The sequence below is a fragment of the Mesorhizobium sp. M8A.F.Ca.ET.181.01.1.1 genome, from assembly GCF_004792025.1.
Taxonomy (GTDB): domain Bacteria; phylum Pseudomonadota; class Alphaproteobacteria; order Rhizobiales; family Rhizobiaceae; genus Mesorhizobium.
Map to the genome: position 1 here is coordinate 404,611 of NZ_SRTV01000003.1, position 16,050 is coordinate 420,660.

Here is a 16,050-nt window from a genome sequence, read left to right on the forward strand (position 1 = left end):
CTTGCGGGTGCAAGTCTTGACCAAGTCGTGCCGAACCGCTCCGCAGTCGGGGATTGATGTATTAGAAGCAGAAAATGCGCTTACGGGTTGCAGAAGGTGCGCGCGTTCGTGGTCCATTTGCCAAAGCCGGTGGCAACCATGTTGGCGATCACCCTGCAGACATAGACCTTCTGCGCCGGGTCGTTGTCGGGACCGGCATGATAGCGGGCGACGGCCATCGACCAGGTCTCGTGGCGGGCATGGAGGCTGGCCAGGAAGCGCGCCGCGTAGTCGACGTTCTGGCGTGGGTCGAGCATGTCCTCGACGCTGCGGAAATGCGAGGCGTGGTAGTGATGGTTGATCTGCATGCAGCCGAGATCGATCAGCGTCTTGCCCTCGCGCTGGGCGTTGGCGAAGGCGGCAAGCGCTTCGGTTCGGCTTCTCGGAAAGACTGCTTTTCCTTCTATATTCAATGCGTTGGGCTGAAGACTGCCCTTATTGCCGGTTTCCGTCAACCCGACGGCATAGAGGATGCCGGCGGGCACGCCATAGCGGTCGGCGGCACGCAGGATCTCGGGTTCGCAGGGATTGGTGGCGGCGCCGGCGCTGCTCGCGAGGCTAGATAAATATATCGCCGCCAGCGCGCTCGCGAGAAGGCGAAGCGACGCGGCCGTGTGTTTGCGCATCATCATGGCTACCCCTTGCGGAATGCTGACCCGACTGCTGGCCACCGGCCCCATTATTGCCGCCGCCGGAGTTTCCGGGCTGGAAGGATGATGGATCGCGGCCGGGTGCCGCGCTCACGGAGGCGGTTGTATCCGTCCGGATTGTGGAGGTGACTGCAATCGATGGTTGCAAGATGGTCACCTTGTCAACCTCGAAACCGAGCCCGCGCAGCGACTTGACGATCGCTTCGCTGTCGCTGGAAAGCCGGCGATAGGCATCGTGTGTTTCGGGCTTCAACTCAATCGACAGTTGTTCTCCGGAGAGCCGAAGATGGGCCGTGACCATGCCCAGTTCGGCCGGGTGAAGTTCGATCTTCAAGACATGTGTCGGAACGGCAACAGAGCCCGTCAGCTGAGCGGTCGCGGACGCCGTGGCGAGCGCCTGGTTCGGGCCGCCGTCGGCTGAAATGGCGCCGATCACGTTGAGGGCCGCCTGGCTCATCGGGGCCTGCGGCGGCGCGGGGAAGCTGCGCTCGGAAACGACGTCGATGCGTGCCGCCGCCGACTGCTGTTTTCCTGGTTCGGACCGCAATGAAGACTGAAGGTCGGCGATGGATTTCAGCTGCGGCGCCGCCTGCTTCGTCTCCACGCCCGGCACCTCCGCGGATGTCTCGGGCAGGGGGCCGGCCTCGATCATGCCGTCGTGTCTTGGCGCGCCGGCGGCATCGCGGACGAGCTGACCGTCGAGTTTGGTCAACGGCCCGTCTGCGAGCGATACCCGCTCAGGCTTGGAGATGGGGTCGAGACCGTCACTCGCGGCGGCGGATTTCTGCCGATAGCCCTTCGAGGGAAGCTGTCCAACGACAGCGGCGTCCTGTCCTGTTTCGCCCGCGCTCGAGTCGGCCGACTTGGCTGACGTCGAGAAATGGCGCAGGTCATGAAACGCCATCAGCAGCGGCAGATGCTCGTCGAGCGCGGTTGCACCCGGTTCGACGGCCGACGCGTCGGCATCGGCATCCTTGTCCGTCCCGGTGTCCTTGCCGTCCTTCATGGATTTCGCGGCAGATGATCCACTCGGCGTGGTCCTTGCCTTGCCTGCGGGCATCGGCTCATCCTCGCCAGTCTTCGCCGCAAGGTCTGCCGCAAGCCTGCTCCAGCGCGGATCGCGAGAGCCGGCCTCGGCCGGTGGCTGCTTTTCCGAATTGGCAGGGCTCGCGCCGCCGTGCACCATCTTGCCGAAACCGGTGTCGTCCTTCTTTCCAGGCGCGGCCGGCTGCTCGGCCGTGCGCGCGGCGGTAAATCCTGGCAGGGCCGGGCCGAGGCTGGGGGTCATTTTGGGGCGGCTCCAAGCATCTGGTCGATCAGGTCGAGCTGTCGACGGGTTTTTGTCATGGCGGCGTCGGTCGGGTCTGTCGTGTCGGCGCTGGCCGAAGTCGCCGGCGCCGATGCCGGCAGGGCGGTTGCCGCGTCGGTTGCCGGCGCGGATGCGTTCGGCGCAGCAGGCGCGGCGGCCAGGGATGGCGCCACGGCCGGCCGTTCGGAGACGGCGCCCTCGACGGGGGGCAATCCGGCGGCATCAGTGGTCGGCACCGCCGCAGCCTCCGGTTCGGGTGCCGGCACCACTGGTGCGGGCGCCGGGTTTGCGGCCGCAAGTGAGGCAGGCGGCGCCACCACTTCGCCGGCGATGGCCTGGGCCGCGTCGAGCAAGGCGCGGTCGCTGTCCGACAATTTGCCGCGGTCGATCTTGCCCAGTTTGGCGCGCACGTCCTCGATGGTATCGGAGGTCACCGTGGACAGGCTGGAATAGAGCAGGGCGCGCGGATCGCCCTGATTGGTGTTGCCGTCGCGACCCTGTTCGGCCCGTGCCGAGGCGAAGGCCGACAAGTCGCTCATGCCGTCGATCGCGGCGCGGCGGGCGATGCGCAGATAGATCACCTTCTCGCGCTCGGGATCCATCATCGAGGTGATGTCGGCAAGCTTGTCCTGGCTGATCGACATGTGCAGTGCGATGACGCCGGAGACGAAGGAGTCGGCGAACTGGCTGGCGTAAGGCGAATAGAGATAGCGCTCGACATATTGGGTCGAGGCAAGCGCGAACCGTGCCGCGTCGCCTTGCGTCACCGCAATGCCGACCGAGCGCCGCAAAGCCGCTTCCTCGACCAGAGTGCCGGGGCTGAGCAGCTTGGCCTCATCGAGCAGCATCAGCGCGGCGGCCGGCTGGTCCGTGGCGAGCAGTGACCCTTTGACCAAAGCGAGGAACGCGCCGAGATCGCTTGGCTGGGTCATCGGGTCGATCGGCCTCAAGGCTTCGATCGCCTCGCCGGGCCGGCCGTTCAGATAGCCGATCACGCCTTTGGCGATGGCAAGGTTCCGCGGATCGGAGGCGGCGCGCGATACGGCCGCGTCGACGGTCACCGGATTGCCGCCGCTCATGCCGTAGACCAGCAGCGCGCGAAAATTCTTGGGGTCCTTGAAATCCTCGGCATCCGCGGCGCGCAACCGGGCATCGGTCATCTCGAGCAATTTGGCCTGCATCGGCATCGCGGCATGATCGCCGGCCGCGATACGGTCCTGGACGAGCTGCAACGAGCGCACCAGCTGATAGGGCTGCAGCGTATCCTGGGCGAGGCCCGTGGACGGACACGCCGCGGCCAGCAGCAACAGGCCTGTCAGGCGGCTGGTCAGCGCCCCCCTCTTCATCCGCCGGTCGCCATCAGGATCTCGATGCGGCGGTTGGCCGCCGACATTGGGTCTGCCGGATCCTTGGGCTGGCGATCCGCGAAGCCGGCAACCTCGGTGATACGGCGTTCATCGACGCCACCACGCACGAGCATGTAATAGGCCGAATGCGCGCGCGCCGTCGACAGCCGCCAATTGTCGTAGCTGTCGCTGCGGAAAGGGCGCGCATCGGTGTGGCCGTTGATGCTGATGGTGCCCTTCTGGCTGTTGACGATGCGACCGATCTTTTCCATCGCCAGCACCAGTTCACGGCTCGGCACCGCCGATCCGACCTCGAACATGCCGAAGTCGAGCTGATCGGTGATGGAGATGACGACACCCTTGTCAGTGGCTTCGACCGAGACACCGTCATGCAGCTTGTCGCCGGGCTTGAAGGCATCGGCAAGCTGCTGCTTGACCTCGGCGGCCGCTTTCACCGCGGCGGCGGTCGGAGCCTTGTCCGCCGCCTCGGGCTTTGCGGCCTCCTGCTGCGCGACGGCCTTGGGCGTATCCGCAGCCTTGCTGTCTCCAGCCTTGGCGTTGCCCGCCTTGGCATCCCCGGCCTTGGCATCCCCAGCTTTCACATCGCCGGCCTTGGCCGTTGCCGCGGCGGCATCCTTGCCATCCCCGGCCAAGGGCTCCAGCGGTGCGTCCTTGACCGGGGGTGCCGGCGGCACGGCCTTGACCTTGGCGATCTGCGTCTCGGCAGCCTTGTCGCCGGGCTTGAGCGGATCGCCCTCGACCCTGGGGCGCTGGGCACTCGCCTCGGCGCCAGGTGCGGCGACCTGCTGCGACCAGAAGTCAGGCTCGAAGGGATCGCGGTAGGACGCGCCGCCCGAGGCGCCCGTCGCCGGACCAGAATTCTGCGCGCCGCCGTCGCCTTTCTGGCTGACATTCTGCATGACGCCGGTCTCCGTGGCGATCTCCGAGAGCACCGCATAGGGGTCGGCGAAGAGATGCTCGTCGGACTGTTGCGACTGCTGCGGTTCCTGCTTGTCTTGCTTGCGGTTGGATGAGCCCGCGGCGCCGCTGCCGTCCTGCCCGGCCTTGGTTGTCGCTTCCTGCGGTTCGTCTGCCATCAGCCCGACCGAGCGCGGCCCATTGCCGAGATCCTGGAGGCCCTTACGGCTCGACTCACGGTCGACCAGCTTGACGGGATTGAAGTAGCTGGCGACGGCCGCCTTGGTTTGTTCGTTGGCGGCATTGATCAGCCACATGACCAGGAAGAAGCACATCATCGCGGTCATGAAGTCGGCGAAGGCGATCTTCCAGACGCCGCCATGATGACCTTCGTCGTGGTCGTCATGCCCGCGCCGCACGATGATGATCTCGTGCCTGCCGTGATCGGCATCGGCGACGCTCATGACAGGACCTCGGAAAGGGTTGCCGACCATTCGGCCATGCGCGTCTCGAACACGACCTCGTCGATGGTGACCGTCAGGTCGAAGCCGGGCGCCTCGATGAAGTCGAGATTTTCGGCGCGCGGCCCAAGCGATGCCTTCAGCGTTTCGAACAGCGAGAGCGGCCCGCGGACGGCGATGCGCACGGCTTCGCCATCGCGAACGGCTTCGCGGATCGCGCCGGCGAGCGCTTCAAGCGAGCGCTTGCGCAGATCGTCGCTGACAACGCCGCCGATGACGCGGGCGACCGTGGCGCCGACAAGATCCGTCACGCGCGCCTCCATGGCGTCGAGCCGCGACGAAACCGCCTTACCGACATCGCCACCGAAGCTGTCGAGAAACGCCCTCGCTTCCTCGGCATTTGCCTGGCGTTCCGCTTCCAGCGCTGCTTGATGGGTCGCGGCAAGCCGCTCGCCGAGCGCTGCCTCCGCCTGGGCAACCGCCTCGGCGATCAGCGTGCCGATATCGGCCGGCGGTGCCGCCGCCTCGGGCTTGTGCTCGGCGGCGGGCTGGGGCTGGCTGGCGCGTTGCGCGCGCGCGCCGAAGTCCGGAAGAAGATCGAAGAGGGCTGCGGAGGGCATGGTCTACGCCGCGACTTCCTGGGCCGCCCATTTGCGCAGGATCTGCGCGGTGCGTTCCTCGTTGATGTCGACCATGCGGGCAAGCCGCTCCTGCGGGGCCGGCCTGATCTTTTGGCGCAAATCGTCGAGCGGGGTGGCGCCGGCACGCGTGCCGGGCAAGGCGCCGACGGCGGCACCCGCATCGGCGGAAGCGGCTGCCTCCGGGGTCGGCAGCGAGCGTTGGACTTCATCGAAATTGGGGCCTGCTATGGCGGGCGTCGCCTTGGCCGTCAGCGCGGCCGCCATCGGCCGCAAGCCGAAGAAGGCGACCAGGAACACCACGACGATGAAGGCGCTGGCATTGATCAACGTGCCGGCATGCTGGCCGATGGAATCGAGCATTCCCCCCTGCGGGATCGCCTCGCCGTCCAGCCCGTCGATGAACTCGACCGCCGAGACGTCGATGACGTCGCCACGCTTGTCGTCGAAGCCGGTGGCGGAACTCACCATCTTCTGGATCTCGGCGACGCGCTTGGCGATCTGGTCGGGCGTCGCGTCCTTGCCCAGGATCGCCTTCAGCCGGTCCTGGTTGACGACGACTGCGATCGACATCTTGGTGACGCTGTAGCCATTGGAGACGGTGGCGATCTTCTTGGAGTTGATCTCGTAATTGGTGATTTCCTCCTTGCGGTCGTTCGCCGAGGAGGTCTGCGGACCCTCGGTGCTGGTCGCCTGGGTCTCGGGCAGGTTCTGCTCGACGCTGGCCGGGGTGGAGGCCTGTTTCTGATTGCTGTTCTCGTTGGCGCGCACCGACTGCACCGAGCGTTCGACGCGGGACTCCGGATCGAAGATCGTCTCTTCGGTCTGGCGGGTGTCGGTGTTGACGTCGGCCTTGACGCTGGCGCGGAAATTGTCAGGCCCGAGATACGGCGTCAGCGCGCGGCGGATGTTGTCGCCGATCTGCGCCTCCACGGTCTGCTCGACGCCGAGTGTGCGGGCGGCGCTGGTGTTGGAGGGATCATCGCCCGCGGCCAGCAGATTGCCGTTGGAATCGAGCACCGTCACCTTGTCGGCCGACAGGCCAGGGACGGCGGCGGCGACGAGGTGGCGGATCGACATGGCGCTCTTCTCCGCGTCGATGCCGGAGTAGCGAATGACGACCGAGGCGGATGGCTGCTGTTCATCGCGGCGGAAATTGGCGCGCTCGGACATGACGATGTGGACGCGTGCCGCCTTGATGCCGGCGATGGACTGGATGGTGCGGGCGATCTCGCCTTCGAGCGCACGCACGCGGGTGATCTGCTGCATGAAGGAGGTGAGGCCCATCGCGCCGACATTGTCGAACAGCTCGTAGCCGGCATTGGCGCTGGTCGGCAGGCCCTTCTCGGCAAGCAGCATGCGGGCCTGCGCCGTGGTGCCGGCCGGCACCAGCACGGAGGTTCCGTCGGAGCCGACGTCGAAGCCGATGCCAGCCTCGCCCAGCACGAGGCCGATCTGGTTCACGTCGGAGCGGTCGAGCCCGACATAGAGCGTGTCATAGGCCGGGCGGTTGAGGTAGACCGAGGCAATGCCGATGACGCCCATCACCAGGACAGCGATGCCCGCCAGCATGGCGAGGCGCCTGACGCCAAAGCCGCGGAGATTCGAGATGATGCTCTGGATCTGTTGCGGCACGGTTGAGCGACTCCCAGCATGACTGTCCGCCGGAACACTAAGCCTCGAAGCTTGTGCGAAAATGAAATCGGGCCGCGCTTGCGGCGCGGCCCGTGAATTGGAAGTCGAAGTATCCGTCGGCTAAGGCTGAACTAGCCGTTCTTGAACAGCGACAGGATCGACTGCGAGGAGCTGTTGGCGATAGACAGCGACTGGATGCCGAGCTGCTGCTGCACCTGCAGCGCCTGGAGGCGGGTCGATTCCTTGTTCATGTCGGCATCGACGAGCTGGCCGACGCCGCGGTCGATGGAGTCCATCAGGCTCTGCGTGAAGGTCTTCTGCAGATCGATGCTGCTCTTGGCCGAACCGAGGATGGTGGCCTGGTCGGTCAACTGAGCCATGACGTTGTCGATCTTGCCGATCATCTGGGTGATGATGTCGTCGGTCACGCCGGCCGCGGTGATGTCGAGATTGAACGCGGAGACGTTGTCGATCTTCGTGGCCGTGCTCGCCGCGGCCGCAGTCTGGCCAGCGGTGTTGGCGGCGGCGTCCGTGCCGCCGCCAGCGAGTGCTGTCGCATAGGCGGCGTCGTACAAGGCCTGGGCGGCGGCGGTGGAGTAGACCGAGGTCTGGCGGTCGAGTGTGCCCTGGTTCTTGACGACGGCAGGAAGGCCGGAATCGAACAGCTTGGTGCTCTCCAAATTGATGTCGATCGTTCCGAGCGAGATGGCGCCCGAGGAGGAGCGATTGAAGGACGAGACGATCTTGGCGTCAGATTGGACGCCACCATTGGCGGCGTTGGACGTCACCGAAAGATAATTCGAACCAGAAAAAGTGGCGGCGTCGGCGAAGGACTTCATCTGCGCCTGAAGCGTCGTGATCTCGGTCTGCGTCTTTGCCTTGGCGGCTGCCGTCTGGCCAATGGTCGAAAGCAACTTGGTCTTGATCTTGCCGATCGTATCCAGCGCATTGTTCATGCCAGTATAGGCAATGTCCACTTTCGAGGCGCCGAGGCCGAGCGCGTCCTGCACTGTCGACAGCGCCTGGTTGTCGGAGCGCATCGTCGTGGCGATCGACCAGTAGGCGGCGTTGTCGGATGCTTCGGAGACCCTGTAACCGGTCGAGATCCTGGCCTGGGTCTGCTCGAGCGACTTGTTGGTGGCGTTAAGGCTTTGAAGTGCGGTCAACGCCGCGGCGTTTGTCATGATGCTCGCCAAGAAACTCGCTCCTTTTTTCAGACCGGTCTTTCTCAAAGACCGGCGTTGCCCTCGCGAGCCGCTCGACCCGCCCCTGGATTGCCGCCACCCCGATCGGGCCGATTCGGCAATCCGTTGTAGTCATTGGTTAACCATGACTAGCTCGTTATGGTTAACGGCCTGTTAAAAGCCAGCTTCAGAGGGTTAAGGAACGAGCGTTGCGCGGGGCTGGAGCAAACGCAAAACGGGCCGCGCTTTTGGCGCGGCCCGTTTGCCTGGTTTGGTCGGTCGAGAGGGATCAGCCGCGGAAGAGCGACAGGATCGACTGCGAGGAGCCGTTGGCGATCGACAGCGCCTGGACGCCGAGCTGCTGCTGAACCTGCAGAGCCTGGAGGCGGGTCGATTCCTTGTTCATGTCGGCATCGACGAGCTGGCCGACGCCGCGATCGATGGAGTCCATCAGGCTCTGCGTGAAGGTCTTCTGCAGGTCGATGGAGCTCTTGGCGGCGCCGAGCTTGGTAGCGGCGGTCGTCATGTCCTTGAGCGCGGCGTCGACGACGGTCATCATCTGCGAGATCTGAGCGTCGCTGGCGGCCGTGGTGCCTGAGAAGATGGCCAGGCTGGCGACCGAATAGGTATCGCCGGCAACGATAGCGCCACCAAGGGTCGGGGCCTGTGCTGTGGTGGTTGCAGCGCCAGTGGTGCCAAGGCGGGCTGTGTCGAGGATGCCCTTGGCGGTCGGCGCGGCGCCGGAGTCATAGAGCTTGATGCTTTCGACTTTGACGTCGATCGTCGAGATCGAAACCGCGCCGGCGGAGGTGCGGTTGAAAGCCGAAACGACCTTGACGTCGGCTGCCGTGCCCGAGGCGGTGGACACCGACAGCATGTTGGTGCCGGAGAAGGTGGCGGAGTCGGCGTAACCCTTCAGCTGAGCCTGAAGGGCGGCGATTTCGACCTGGGTCTTTTCCTTGGCGGCGTCGGTCTGACCGTAGGACGCGGTCAGCTTCTGCTGGATCGAGTTGATGGTGGTGATCGCGCTGTTCATGCCGGTGTAGGCGGTGTCGACCTTCGAAGCGCCGAGGCCGAGCGAGTCCGAAACGGTGGACATGGCCTGGTTGTCGGAGCGCATCGTGGTGGCGATCGACCAGTAGGCGGCATTGTCCGAAGCCTGGGAGACGCGATAGCCCGTCGAGATGCGGGACTGGGTGGTGTCGAGGCTCTTCTGGGTGGCGTTCAAGCTCTGCAGCGCGGTCAACGCTGCGGCGTTGGTCATGATACTGGCCATGGCTACTCGTACCTTGTTTTTACAGGTGTTTTTTGCATACCGGTTTGTCCGGTATGACGGAGCGGCATCATGCCAATGACCGTTGCGTTTGGGTCACCCGCCATCTGCGAGCGACTATGGCGGCGAGTCCCTACCAAAGGACTAAATCGGACGGTTAATCGAAAATAATTCGGAGAAAATTCGATGATGCTCGCGCCGCCCGGTTCCTCGGGCGCGCGATGCCTGATGTCGAGCGCGGACGATCAGGTGAAAGAGCGCACCAGGCTGCCGACGAGCAGGTTCCAGCCGTCGATCAGGACGAAGAACAGGATCTTGAACGGCAGCGACACCACTGTTGGCGGCAGCATCATCATGCCCATCGCCATGGTGATGGTGGCCACGATCAGGTCGATGACCAGGAATGGCAGCACGATCAGGAAGCCGATCTCGAAGCCGCGGCGAATTTCGGAGATCATGAAGGCAGGCACCAGGATGCGCAGGTCGACCGTCTCCTTGGCAACGACCTGGCCGCGCTCGCGGGCGAGGTCGGCGAAAAGGTCGAAGTCCTTGTCGCGCACATTGTGCAGCATGAAGGTGCGGAAGGGATCGGAAATCTTCTCGAAGGCCTCGGTCTGGCTGATCTGATTGTCCATCAACGGCTTGACGCCGGTGTTCCACGCCTGGTCGAAGGTCGGCGCCATGACATAGAAGGTCATGAACAGCGACAGCGAAATGAGGATGAGGTTCGCCGGCGTCGATTGCAGGCCGATGCCGGCACGCAGGATCGAGAAGGCGATGACGAAGCGGGTGAAGCTCGTCACCATGATCAGCAGCCCCGGCGCCACCGACAAGACGGTAAGCAGGCCGAACATCTGAATGATGTAGCCGACGGTGGTGCCATCGGCCTTGCCGATGCCGCCGAGGTCAAGCTGCTGGGCCGCCGCGACGGAGGTGGCGGCACCGATCAGTACCGCGGCAAGAAGGAATTTTCTCATTCGAGCAGCAATGTCCTGATAAGAACCTGTTTGACGTGCCCCTGACTGCGGATCGAGGCGCGTTCGTCGAGATCGGCCTTCAGGTGCTGGTAGCCGCTGGCGCCTTCGATCTGGTGCATTTTCAGGGTGCGCACGAAAGCCAGAAGATCCTGTTGAATATCCTCCGCCATGGCCGGCGGCTGCGGCGCGTCGTAGACCACGGATACTTCCATCCTGATCCATGTATCGGCAGGCGAGGCGATATTGGTGGTGATCGGCGCCAGTGTGACAAGCGTTGGACCCGTGCCTGGCTGTTGGGTGGCGGCGGGCTGGGCGACCTTGCTTTCATTTTCGGGCGCAACAGGCACCGATGATGGTGCGCCGACGCCTTTGAGATAGCCGCCTGACATCCAGCCCATGCCGATGGCGGCGGCCGTCACCACGAGCAGCATGGCGCCCTGGATGGCAAGGGAAGGACCCTTGCGAGGCTGAACCTGTTCGACATTGGCCACGGTGCTTTGCTCTCCAATCCCCAGAAGGCCAAGACCTAGAACGGAAGAACCTGGTCGAGGACCTGCTGGCCGTAGGCCGGCTGCTGGACCTCACTGACGCGACCGCGGCCGCCATAGGAGATCCGCGCCTCGGCGATACGTTCATAGGAGATGGTGTTCTCCGCGCCGATGTCCGACGGACGCACCATGCCGGCGATGGTGAGCACCCTGAGTTCGTAGTTGACGCGCACTTCCTGCGAACCCCTGATCATCAAATTGCCGTTGGGCAGGACCTCGGTGACGACGGCGGCGACGTTGAGCTCAAGGTTCTCCGAGCGCTTGATTTCGCCGTCGGCGTTGGTCTCGGTGCTGGAGCTCAAGCCGGCGTCGCCCTTGCCGCTCGTGCTGTTGCCTTCCCATCCCAGCGTGACGTCATAGCCCAGCTTGCGCGCGGCAGTCCGGCTCCTGTCGTTCTGGTTCTTGAAGTTGGCCTTGTCGTTGAGCTTGATCCTGACGGTCAGGATGTCGCCTTCGCGCAGCGCCCTGGGATCGGTGAACAGCCGGCTCTGACGATCGTCCCACAGAGAGAACTTCTTGACCGGCGTGGCGGGCGGCTGAGGATAGCTGTAGGGCGCTGCCCCGTCGCTGCCGATGCCCGACCCGACCGGCGACATGGTCGGTTCCCTGCCGATCTCCTTGAAGTTGGTTCCGCAGCCCGACAGCGCTGCGGCCGCGCACAGGATGAGCATTTTGCGGATCATGACGGATCTACCCTTCGGGCTGCGCTGGCCATGATGCCGGTGAGCGTCGCCGCCGCCTTCTGGTCCATTTCGTTGAGGATGACGCCGGCCTTGCGTGAATCGAGCTTCATCAGGATGGCCGCGGCGAGGTCCGCATTGACGATTGCCAGGCGTTCGGCAGCCGCATCGGGCTTCATGCCGGCATAGATCTTGACGACGCCGTCCTCGGCCCTGGCCAGGAACACTTCGCGCCGCTTCAGCCAGGTCTCGTATTCGGCTTTCTTTGCGTCCAGCGCCTTCATGCGCTCGTCAATGCCGGCCTGCAGCTGCTTCAACTCCTCCGCCTGCAAGGCATAGCGGCGGTCGCGGGCGGCGTCGGCGATGTTGGAACAGAAGCGCTCTATCTCGCTTTGGTCCGGTGCTTTCTCCCGCGTCAATTGCTGCGGCGCGACCGTGGGCTGCCCACCGGGCAGAACCTGCCGCACGGCATCGTCCGCGTGTGCGCCGCCAAGGACAGGCATGGCCGCCAGCGCGGCCGCCAACAGGAATATGCGGGAGCGGCGTCTTTCACGAGACGAGAGGGAGGAGATCATCGGCATCGCTATTGGAGAACCAGATCGGCTTGCAGGGCGCCGGCCGACTTGATGCCTTGCAGGATGGCAATGATGCCGTCCGGCTTGACGCCGAGACGATTGAGGCCGGAAACGAGGGTTTGCAGGTCGGGTCCATCGAGCACGGCAACGCGGGCGTCGGGCCGGCTGGCATCGATGGCGGTGAACGGCTCGACGGCGGTTTCACCCTTGGAGAAGGGTTCCGGCTGCACGACGCGCGGCGCTTCCGTGATGCGCACCGTCAGCGTGCCGTGGCTGATGGCGACACGCGAGATCTTGACGTCGTTGCCGATGACGATGGTGCCGGTGCGCTCGTCGATGACGACGCGAGCCGGCGTGTCGGACTCGACCACCAGATTCTCGATCTCGGCATAGAAGCGGGCCGCCGACACGCTCTTCGGCCGCCTGATCTGCACGGTGCGGGAATCGCGCTCGGCCGCCACGCGCATGCCGAAGCGCTGGGCGGTGTAGTCGTTGATCGCATCGGCGATGCGGATGGCGGTCGAAAAATCTGGATTGCGCAATTGCAGCGTCAGCGTCGACTGGTCGTCGAATTCGGCCTTCACCTGCCGCTCGACGATGGCGCCGTTCGGCACGCGGCCGGCGGTCGGCACGCCTTGCGTCAACTGCTCGGCCTGGCCCTGCGCGGTGAAACCGGAAACGATGACCGCGCCCTGGCCGACGGCGTAAATCTCGCCGTCCGCCGCCTTGAGCGGCGTCATGATCAGCGTGCCGCCGGCAAGCGAGGTGGCGTCGCCCATCGAGGAGACGTCGATGTCGATGCGTGCGCCCGACTGCACATAGGGTGGCATGTTGGCGGTGACGATGACGGCGGCGACGTTCTTGGCGCGCGCGCTGCCGCCTTCGGTGGCGATGCCGAGATTTTCGAGCATGGCGCGGATCGACTGTTCGGTGAACGGCGAGTTGCGCAGGCTGTCGCCGGATCCGGCGAGCCCGATGACGAGGCCGTAGCCGACGAGCTGGTTGTCGCGCGAGCTCTGCAGCTGCGCGATGTCCTTGATGCGCGAGGCGACCTGGCCTGGCGGCAGCGAACTCGGCCCGGGCGAAACGCGGAACATGCGCGTGGTGGTGGCCGGATCATATTCCGGATCGTCGTAGACACCGCCATTCTTGGCGGCGAGCTCGCGCTTGGCCTTGGGCGTTAAGCCATCGGCCAGCGCCGGCTGCAGGCCAAGTGCCGCCGCGAGCAGAAGGGCAAACGGCCGCATCATGAAGCGCCGACCTGGATGGTGCCGTCGGCCATCACCGTGCCGGAGAGGATCTTGCCGCTGTCGCTGTTGCGAACCTTGATGAAGTCGCCGGCCGAGCCCGGTTGCAAGGTCACGGCGGTGGCCGTGATCGTCAGCCCGCCGGCGACGAAGAAGACCTGCACGGCCGCACCCTGTTCGACCAGCCAGGCCTCGCGGATGGCGGCGGAAGGAATGTAGCGGCCCGGCAGCAGCGTGCGCTTGGCGATCTTGCCCTGGAGTTCCTCGGAACGGGTCGCTACCGCATCGGGCTTGTGCTTGCCCGTGATGAGGGTGACCTGTTTCAGCGCGGCGAGTTCGATGGTCTCACCGGGATAGATGACGCGGTTGGGAATCAGCACGACCTCGCCGGCGGGCTGATTGGTGGCAATCTGGTTGGCCGACTGGCCCGTCGATTGGCTTGCCGATTGACTCGTCGATTCCTGGGCGAAAGCCGGCATGCCGCCGGCCACCAGCGCAAGGGTCAGCGCGGCGCGGCGGAATGCGGAGCGGGAGATCGGCATGGCCATCCGTTACCTGATGTTCTTGGACACAACGGAGGCCATGTCGTCGGCGGCCTGGATGACCTTGGAATTCATCTCATAGGCGCGCTGCGCCGAGATCAGTTCGGTGATTTCCTTGACCGGATCGACGTTGGAAGCCTCGAGATAGCCTTGCTGGATGGTGGCGAAGCCTGGATCGCCGGGCACGCCGACATTGGCGGGACCGGAGGCTGTCGTTTCCTGGAACAGATTGTCGCCGAGCGGTGCCAGGCCTGCCTCGTTGGCGAAGTTGACGATCTGGAGCTGGCCGAGATTCTGCAGGTCGGTCTGACCGTCGATGCGGGCAAAGACCTGGCCGGTCTTGTTGACGATGACCTCGACCGCGTCGACCGGCACGGTGATGGCCGGAATGACGTTGGCGCCGTCGACCGTCACCAGCTGGCCGGTGGCGTTGGTGTTGAAGGCGCCGGCGCGCGTATAGAGCGTGCCGCCATCCGCACCTTCGATCTGGAACCAGCCCCTGCCGGTGAGCGCCATGTCGAAACTGTTGCCGGTGCTGGTCAGTTCGCCCTGTGTGTGGACGTTGCGCACGGCGGTCGTCTTGACGCCGAGACCGATCGAAACGCCTTCCGGCACCAGCGAGGCGTTGGAACGGTTCGGCACACCTTGCGTGCGATCGACCTGGTAGAGCAGGTCGGAGAATTCGGCGCGCGCGCGTTTGTAGCCGGTGGTGTTGATGTTGGCGATGTTGTTGGCGATGACTTCCAGATTGGTCTGCTGGGCATTCATGCCGGTGGCGGCGATGGCGAGTGCTTTCATGGCCTGCTCCTCAGATGCCCATACGACTGACTTCGAGATAGGCCGAAACGACCTTGTCGCGGATAGCAACGGCGGTCTGCAGCGCCTGCTGGGCGCTCATCACGGCATCGACCACCTGGCGGGTGTCGGCGTCGCCCTTGAGCGCCTGCAGCGACACCTGCTCGGCATTCTGCATGGTGCTGACGGTCTTGGAGGCTGCCTGGCTCACCGCCTCGGCAAAGGAGGTGCCGAGGTTTCCCGATGCCGCCGGCGCAACGCCACCCTGCAGCAGGTCGGTGGCCGTGTCGCCCAGCCCAGGCTTCAGGTTAAGCGCGCCGATGCCGTTGACGATCATTGGTTCCTCATCAGGTCGATGGTCATTGAAATGAGGTCGCGCGCCTGCTTCACGACTTGCAGGTTGGCCTCGTAGGAGCGGTTGGCCTCGGTCATGTCGGCCATTTCGATCAGCACGTTCACATTGGGCATCTTGACATAGCCCTTGTCGTCGGCGGCCTCGTTGCCGGGCTGGAATTCGACGGGAAAGTCGCTCGGGTCGCGGTCGATCGAGTTCACCTCAACGGTCGAACTGCCGGAGGCCCGGTCGAGTTCGGAGACGAAGCTGATGGTCTTGCGGCGATACGGGTCGGCGCCCGGCGTGGTTCCCGTCGACTGGGCGTTGGCGAGGTTTTCCGAAACCACGCGCAAGCGCTCGGACTGGGCGCCGAGGCCTGATGCTGCGACTTTGAGGGCTGCGGTCAGCGCGTCCATGGTCAGCTCTTCACCGCCATCATCATCATTGAATGGAATGCCTTGACGATGGCCGTGTTGAGCTCGAAGGAGCGGCGCACCTCGCCGGCCTTGAGAAGCTGGTCTTCAAGCACGACCGTGTTCTTGGACGGCAAGATCACGCCGTCGTCTTCCTGCGGCTTGATGGCGAAGCCGGCATTGGTGGCAGCGCTGCCGAGATGGCCGGGCTCGGTGATCTCAAGCGACACCGCGGTACGGTCGAGCACCTTCTCGAACGGCTCGACATCGTTTGCCGTGTAGCCCGGCGTGTTGGCATTGGCGATGTTGCCGGCCACGGCCGACTGACGCACGGACAGCCACTGCGCTTGCTTGGCGGCGAGATCGAAAAGGGAAACAGGCTCCATGGGAATCTCCGGGCATGTGCCCAAAGACTAGGCCGCCAGTCTTGCGTGGACCTTGCGGACGGTCGCTAGAGCAGGATGCCGAAAAGTATGAAGCGGTTTT

At 64.7% G+C, this 16,050-nt stretch carries 18 protein-coding genes; all 18 read right to left on the reverse strand.

Annotated elements, in window-relative coordinates:
• Positions 1 to 80: 80 nt before the first annotated feature.
• The 18 genes from EN824_RS14635 to flgB all read right to left on the reverse strand — a co-directional run bounded on the left by EN824_RS14635 (position 81) and on the right by flgB (position 15,950).
• Complete coding sequence (locus EN824_RS14635; protein ID WP_167531313.1) at positions 81 to 668, reverse strand: transglycosylase SLT domain-containing protein; 588 nt, start codon at positions 666 to 668, stop codon at positions 81 to 83.
• The gene (locus EN824_RS14640; RefSeq protein WP_245520984.1) at positions 598 to 1,875 is read right to left on the reverse strand and encodes a flagellar hook-length control protein FliK; all 1,278 of its coding nucleotides are present in this window, start codon (positions 1,873 to 1,875) and stop codon (positions 598 to 600) included. Before EN824_RS14640 ends, EN824_RS14635 begins: the two co-directional genes overlap by 71 nt.
• 98 nt (positions 1,876 to 1,973) lie before the next feature.
• Positions 1,974 to 3,344, reverse strand: a complete 1,371-nt coding sequence (locus EN824_RS14645; protein ID WP_135932419.1) for a chemotaxis protein MotC — start codon at positions 3,342 to 3,344, stop codon at positions 1,974 to 1,976.
• Positions 3,341 to 4,726: a MotB family protein gene (locus EN824_RS14650; RefSeq protein ID WP_135932420.1), complete on the reverse strand. Its 1,386-nt coding sequence runs from the start codon at positions 4,724 to 4,726 to the stop codon at positions 3,341 to 3,343. Before EN824_RS14650 ends, EN824_RS14645 begins: the two co-directional genes overlap by 4 nt.
• Positions 4,723 to 5,343 carry a hypothetical protein gene (locus EN824_RS14655; RefSeq protein ID WP_135932421.1) on the reverse strand — a complete coding sequence of 207 codons (621 nt, stop codon included), beginning with the start codon at positions 5,341 to 5,343 and terminating at the stop codon, positions 4,723 to 4,725. Before EN824_RS14655 ends, EN824_RS14650 begins: the two co-directional genes overlap by 4 nt.
• Before the next feature lie 3 nt (positions 5,344 to 5,346).
• A complete protein-coding gene (fliF, locus tag EN824_RS14660; RefSeq protein WP_135932422.1) occupies positions 5,347 to 6,996 on the reverse strand; it encodes a flagellar basal-body MS-ring/collar protein FliF in 1,650 nt (549 codons plus the stop codon).
• 131 nt (positions 6,997 to 7,127) lie between these two features.
• Positions 7,128 to 8,192, reverse strand: coding sequence for a flagellin (locus EN824_RS14665; RefSeq protein ID WP_127277944.1), 1,065 nt, complete (start codon positions 8,190 to 8,192; stop codon positions 7,128 to 7,130).
• A 277-nt stretch (positions 8,193 to 8,469) separates the two neighbouring features.
• Positions 8,470 to 9,456, reverse strand: a complete 987-nt coding sequence (locus EN824_RS14670) for a flagellin (protein ID WP_135932423.1) — start codon at positions 9,454 to 9,456, stop codon at positions 8,470 to 8,472.
• 242 nt (positions 9,457 to 9,698) lie between these two features.
• Positions 9,699 to 10,430, reverse strand: a complete 732-nt coding sequence (gene fliP, locus EN824_RS14675) for a flagellar type III secretion system pore protein FliP (protein ID WP_027144757.1) — start codon at positions 10,428 to 10,430, stop codon at positions 9,699 to 9,701.
• Positions 10,427 to 10,921 (reverse strand): flagellar basal body-associated FliL family protein, encoded by a 495-nt coding sequence (locus tag EN824_RS14680; protein WP_135932424.1) that lies wholly within the window; start codon positions 10,919 to 10,921, stop codon positions 10,427 to 10,429. Before EN824_RS14680 ends, fliP begins: the two co-directional genes overlap by 4 nt.
• Before the next feature lie 35 nt (positions 10,922 to 10,956).
• Positions 10,957 to 11,661 carry a flagellar basal body L-ring protein FlgH gene (flgH, locus tag EN824_RS14685; RefSeq protein WP_127281130.1) on the reverse strand — a complete coding sequence of 235 codons (705 nt, stop codon included), beginning with the start codon at positions 11,659 to 11,661 and terminating at the stop codon, positions 10,957 to 10,959.
• Positions 11,658 to 12,239: a MotE family protein gene (locus EN824_RS14690; RefSeq protein ID WP_167531302.1), complete on the reverse strand. Its 582-nt coding sequence runs from the start codon at positions 12,237 to 12,239 to the stop codon at positions 11,658 to 11,660. Before EN824_RS14690 ends, flgH begins: the two co-directional genes overlap by 4 nt.
• A gap of 2 nt (positions 12,240 to 12,241) precedes the next feature.
• Entirely contained in the window at positions 12,242 to 13,483 is a 1,242-nt protein-coding gene (locus EN824_RS14695; RefSeq protein ID WP_127275718.1) for a flagellar basal body P-ring protein FlgI, read from the reverse strand.
• Entirely contained in the window at positions 13,480 to 14,028 is a 549-nt protein-coding gene (gene flgA, locus EN824_RS14700; RefSeq protein ID WP_135865557.1) for a flagellar basal body P-ring formation chaperone FlgA, read from the reverse strand. The genes EN824_RS14695 and flgA overlap by 4 nt, the downstream gene beginning before the upstream one ends.
• A gap of 3 nt (positions 14,029 to 14,031) precedes the next feature.
• Positions 14,032 to 14,820 carry a flagellar basal-body rod protein FlgG gene (gene flgG, locus EN824_RS14705; RefSeq protein WP_127275716.1) on the reverse strand — a complete coding sequence of 263 codons (789 nt, stop codon included), beginning with the start codon at positions 14,818 to 14,820 and terminating at the stop codon, positions 14,032 to 14,034.
• 10 nt (positions 14,821 to 14,830) lie between these two features.
• A complete protein-coding gene (locus tag EN824_RS14710; RefSeq protein WP_189343701.1) occupies positions 14,831 to 15,154 on the reverse strand; it encodes a flagellar hook-basal body complex protein FliE in 324 nt (107 codons plus the stop codon).
• Positions 15,151 to 15,567: a flagellar basal body rod protein FlgC gene (flgC, locus tag EN824_RS14715; protein ID WP_127275715.1), complete on the reverse strand. Its 417-nt coding sequence runs from the start codon at positions 15,565 to 15,567 to the stop codon at positions 15,151 to 15,153. The genes EN824_RS14710 and flgC overlap by 4 nt, the downstream gene beginning before the upstream one ends.
• A 2-nt stretch (positions 15,568 to 15,569) precedes the next feature.
• Positions 15,570 to 15,950 (reverse strand): flagellar basal body rod protein FlgB, encoded by a 381-nt coding sequence (flgB, locus tag EN824_RS14720; protein WP_127275714.1) that lies wholly within the window; start codon positions 15,948 to 15,950, stop codon positions 15,570 to 15,572.
• Positions 15,951 to 16,050 lie beyond the last annotated feature (100 nt).

Excerpts from the sequence above, each read along its gene's own strand:
- EN824_RS14635 (WP_167531313.1), bottom strand. The coding sequence starts at position 668 with ATGATGCGCAAACACACGGCCGCGTCGCTTCGCCTTCTCGCGAGCGCG.
- EN824_RS14640 (WP_245520984.1), bottom strand. The coding sequence starts at position 1,875 with ATGGTGCACGGCGGCGCGAGCCCTGCCAATTCGGAAAAGCAGCCACCG.
- EN824_RS14645 (WP_135932419.1), bottom strand. The coding sequence starts at position 3,344 with ATGAAGAGGGGGGCGCTGACCAGCCGCCTGACAGGCCTGTTGCTGCTG.
- EN824_RS14650 (WP_135932420.1), bottom strand. The coding sequence starts at position 4,726 with ATGAGCGTCGCCGATGCCGATCACGGCAGGCACGAGATCATCATCGTG.
- EN824_RS14655 (WP_135932421.1), bottom strand. The coding sequence starts at position 5,343 with ATGCCCTCCGCAGCCCTCTTCGATCTTCTTCCGGACTTCGGCGCGCGC.
- EN824_RS14670 (WP_135932423.1), bottom strand. The coding sequence starts at position 9,456 with ATGGCCAGTATCATGACCAACGCCGCAGCGTTGACCGCGCTGCAGAGC.
- fliP (WP_027144757.1), bottom strand. The coding sequence starts at position 10,430 with ATGAGAAAATTCCTTCTTGCCGCGGTACTGATCGGTGCCGCCACCTCC.
- flgH (WP_127281130.1), bottom strand. The coding sequence starts at position 11,661 with ATGATCCGCAAAATGCTCATCCTGTGCGCGGCCGCAGCGCTGTCGGGC.
- EN824_RS14690 (WP_167531302.1), bottom strand. The coding sequence starts at position 12,239 with ATGCCGATGATCTCCTCCCTCTCGTCTCGTGAAAGACGCCGCTCCCGC.
- EN824_RS14695 (WP_127275718.1), bottom strand. The coding sequence starts at position 13,483 with ATGATGCGGCCGTTTGCCCTTCTGCTCGCGGCGGCACTTGGCCTGCAG.
- flgA (WP_135865557.1), bottom strand. The coding sequence starts at position 14,028 with ATGGCCATGCCGATCTCCCGCTCCGCATTCCGCCGCGCCGCGCTGACC.
- flgG (WP_127275716.1), bottom strand. The coding sequence starts at position 14,820 with ATGAAAGCACTCGCCATCGCCGCCACCGGCATGAATGCCCAGCAGACC.
- EN824_RS14710 (WP_189343701.1), bottom strand. The coding sequence starts at position 15,154 with ATGATCGTCAACGGCATCGGCGCGCTTAACCTGAAGCCTGGGCTGGGC.
- flgC (WP_127275715.1), bottom strand. The coding sequence starts at position 15,567 with ATGGACGCGCTGACCGCAGCCCTCAAAGTCGCAGCATCAGGCCTCGGC.
- flgB (WP_127275714.1), bottom strand. The coding sequence starts at position 15,950 with ATGGAGCCTGTTTCCCTTTTCGATCTCGCCGCCAAGCAAGCGCAGTGG.